Here is a 3,524-nt window from a genome sequence, read left to right on the forward strand (position 1 = left end):
ATCTCAGAAAAACTGAGTTAATATCTAACTAAATTACTTTGGTTCATAGAGTTTCCTATTAAAAATCGGAAGATAAAAACTCTAAATATAATATACAAGGAGAAATAATATGAATAAACGTGCAGGTGCAGGTTTCTATATATTCCTAGTCATATTTGTATTTTTAGTGATGTTTCCGTTTATTTGGGTGTTCTTAACGTCGATAAAACCTGTAGGAGAAATATTTACATCATTTAAATGGTTTACATCAAACCCTACGACCGAATCCTATGAAGCTGCGGTAACGAATCGCCCGCTTATGCGATATATGTTAAATAGTTTTGTTGTTTCAACGGTAACAACAGTTTTGGCGGTAGGTTGCGCGGCCTTTGCGGCTTATGCTGTAACTAGATTGCCGATTAAAGGAAAAGGTTTATTCCTGGGAGTGGTATTAGCTGCTTCGATGTTCCCGCAAGTAGCAGTTATTTCGCCAATCTTCAATATCGTAACAGAGTTAGGCTTACGTAATAGCTATACGGGATTAGTCATTCCTTACATGACAATCAGTTTACCATTATCAATCTGGATTCTATCTACCTTTTTTCAAAAGATTCCATTCGAATTGGAGGAATCCGCAAAACTCGATGGAGCCAGTCCATTTCAAACATTCCGTAAAATTATTTTACCGCTTGCGACACCAGGTATTTTTACGACTGCTATTCTGGTATTCATTGCGGCGTGGAATGAATATTTATTTGCTTTAACCATTAATAGTGATGATGTATGGAGAACGGTACCAGTTGGGATTTCCATGTACCAAAGTGAATATTCAGTTCCTTGGGGAGATATCAGTGCAGCAACGGTTATTGTGACCATTCCCATTGTCATCTTAGTGTTGATTTTCCAAAGACGAATTGTTTCAGGCTTAACATCAGGGTCTGTGAAAGAATAGAAATAAACATAGTTAGAGCGGATAACTTGAGGGTTATCCGCTCTAACTATGTGATAGAAATTCATCTCAGTAATTGTGGTTATGAGTCATGAAGGATTTATCCAGCATCCTTCTTTGTTTGATTTCATTGCTATTTCGTTAACTAAGGTTAGATTAATAACATCAGACTTATTTATTGACGGGGCAGTTCCATTTATAATTGCGGATGCCCATTGTTCCATAGGCATAGGCAATGCTTCTGGCGGGTTATCCGGTGTGGACCACTCCCCATTTCCAAATGTCTGGCGGATTTTGTTGTCTTCGATTAGTATCGTGCCTTCTGTTCCGTAGAGCTCTAATTGAAACGGACTGCCTTTGGATAGGAAACCAGTCTCGAGAATCCCCATCGCACCAGATTCATATTCTACTAAGACGACAGCGTTGTCATCTGCTCCAAGGTTGTTTGTATGATTCATATGGGAAACCAGTTTTTTTACATTACCAGCCAGCCGGTTAGTCAAATAGATGGGGTGGGCACCTAAATCAATTAATGCGCCGCCTCCAGATTGCTCTTTTTCAAAAAAACGCTTCGGTAACCAGCCCTCGCTTTCTCCCGGCCCTACAACTGCGCCATCATGAGCAGTACGGCATCGAATAGTAGTAAGTCTTCCAATCCAGTTATTATCTATTACCTTTTGCGCATATAAATAATAATCTTCTGTTAATCTTGGAAGTGAAACCATTAATTTAACGCCATATTGGTCTATCGTATTATAAATTTCCTCACAATCTTTCACTGTAAAAGCTAAAATTTTTTCAGTGAAAATATGTTTTTTATTTTTTGCAGCTGAGATAATTACTTCTTTATGCAAATTTGTTGGGGTAGTGACAACTACTCCTTCAATTGATGGATTTGTTAAAACCTTTTGAAGATCCGATTCAAAAGGGACTCCTAATTCCTCTGCCCACTTTTCTCCTCTGTCCGCATTTTCATCCCACACGAGTTTAATAGATAAATTATCATTAGCTTGAATTTCTCGGGCGTAGTCATCCGCATGTACATGCCACCTGCTTAACAATGCAATATTAACCAATTCAATTTCCCTCCCTAAATATATATTCTACAAAACTCATTTTTTTAACTTTACTATTGATTAAAATAAACGGCTTTCCCCGTTCGTGCCGATTCGTATATTGCTTCCAATATTTGCGTGACAACAAGTGCTTCACTTGGCTTCACGACTGGTTCGGTATCATTGATAATACTTTCAATCCAATTTCTTGCTTCTAAATCAGGATCACTTTCAGAGTTACCGTCGTAAAATGCCACTCCTCCTGATTCCAATTCAATTTCCTGAATATATAATTTACCAAAGTCTTCACCATTAATTCGTAATCCATTTTTCATATCTGCACCACTTTTCGTGCCGCTGAGAGAGCATTTTGCTTCATCCACGTCTAAGGAATTCAATGCCCAGCTAGATTCCAGAACAATTGTTGCGCCATTTTCCATCGTTATAAAACCAAATGCAGAATCTTCTACTGTAAAGGCCTCTGGATCCCAAGGTCCCCAGGCATTTGCTGCATTTTCATTTTTCCCTAATTTATGATAGACCGTTCCCATAACCGATTTGGGTTTATAGTTATTCATCATCCATAATGTTAAGTCAAGCGCATGTGTACCAATATCAATTAATGGTCCGCCTCCTTGCTTTTCTTCGTCGAGAAACACTCCCCATGTAGGTACTGCCCTTCTTCTTATAGCGTGTGCTTTTGCATAATATATTTCTCCCAAATCTCCTCGCTCACAAAGCTTATGCAGATGCTGGCTGTCGGGTCTAAATCGGTTATTGTACCCAATCGTCAATTTTTTGCCTGTGCGCTCAGCTGCTTCTACCATCTTTTTAGCTTCTTCTGTTGTCTTAGCCATTGGTTTCTCACACATGACATGTTTTCCAGATTCCAACGCAGCCACTGTGATTTCCATATGCGCATTGTTTGGGGTACAGACATGAACAACATCAATCGATGTGTCTTGTAATAATTCTTTAAAGTCCACATATGTCTTCGCATCTTTCGTTCCATATTCCTTTGCAGCTTTTTCTGCCCTTTCAAGTACAATATCGCAAAACGCTGTCATTTCTACTTGCTCCAATTTGCTAAGGCTTGGCAAATGTTTTCCATTTGCAATTCCCCCGCAGCCAATAATTGCTATTTTAAGCTTTTCCCCCATAGTATCTCCTCCTTTGAAAACGATTACATTTATATAAGTTTAAATTTAATTTAAAGGATTGTCAATCTTGAATCATTTATCAAATCATGTCTCATTCCAAATTTTAAAGAAATCAGGCAGAATGGCATCAAGTCATTGTTTTTAACAAAATAAAGATTTCAAAAAGCGAATGCTTTTTACTTATTTCCTTATACTTTATGCTAAAATAGAATAATAGAAAACGTTTTCAAAATTAAGTGAAGTTATAAAAATTCAAGTCACTTATAAGCTGTATTTTAGAAAGACTAACTATATAAAGTCAAGTGAGAAATAAAAGAGATGGTTTTAGAGTTGAATAATGATTTTACAGAAATGAAAGCACACGAAATAAACCTGAGAAAA

The 3,524-nt window shown here is 37.4% G+C and carries 3 protein-coding genes; 1 reads left to right on the forward strand and 2 read right to left on the reverse strand.

Annotated features, from left to right (window positions below):
• Positions 1-109 precede the first annotated feature (109 nt).
• Complete coding sequence (locus ACFO3P_RS14575; protein ID WP_379542475.1) at positions 110-931, forward strand: carbohydrate ABC transporter permease; 822 nt, start codon at positions 110-112, stop codon at positions 929-931.
• An 86-nt stretch (positions 932-1,017) separates the two neighbouring features.
• Here ACFO3P_RS14575 and ACFO3P_RS14580 read toward each other — a convergent pair whose 3' ends face one another.
• Together ACFO3P_RS14580 and ACFO3P_RS14585 are read right to left on the reverse strand one after the other, a co-directional pair.
• A complete protein-coding gene (locus tag ACFO3P_RS14580) occupies positions 1,018-2,004 on the reverse strand; it encodes a Gfo/Idh/MocA family protein (protein ID WP_379542476.1) in 987 nt (328 codons plus the stop codon).
• Positions 2,005-2,057: 53 nt separating this feature from the next.
• Positions 2,058-3,143: a Gfo/Idh/MocA family protein gene (locus tag ACFO3P_RS14585; RefSeq protein WP_379542477.1), complete on the reverse strand. Its 1,086-nt coding sequence runs from the start codon at positions 3,141-3,143 to the stop codon at positions 2,058-2,060.
• Positions 3,144-3,524: the final 381 nt, after the last annotated feature.

Source organism: Oceanobacillus aidingensis (assembly GCF_042654105.1).
GTDB lineage: Bacteria > Bacillota > Bacilli > Bacillales > Amphibacillaceae > Oceanobacillus > Oceanobacillus oncorhynchi.

What these genes read in the sequence shown, in the direction of transcription:
- ACFO3P_RS14575 (WP_379542475.1), top strand. Translation starts at nt 110, where the DNA reads ATGAATAAACGTGCAGGTGCAGGTTTCTATATATTCCTAGTCATATTT.
- ACFO3P_RS14585 (WP_379542477.1), bottom strand. Translation starts at nt 3,143, where the DNA reads ATGGGGGAAAAGCTTAAAATAGCAATTATTGGCTGCGGGGGAATTGCA.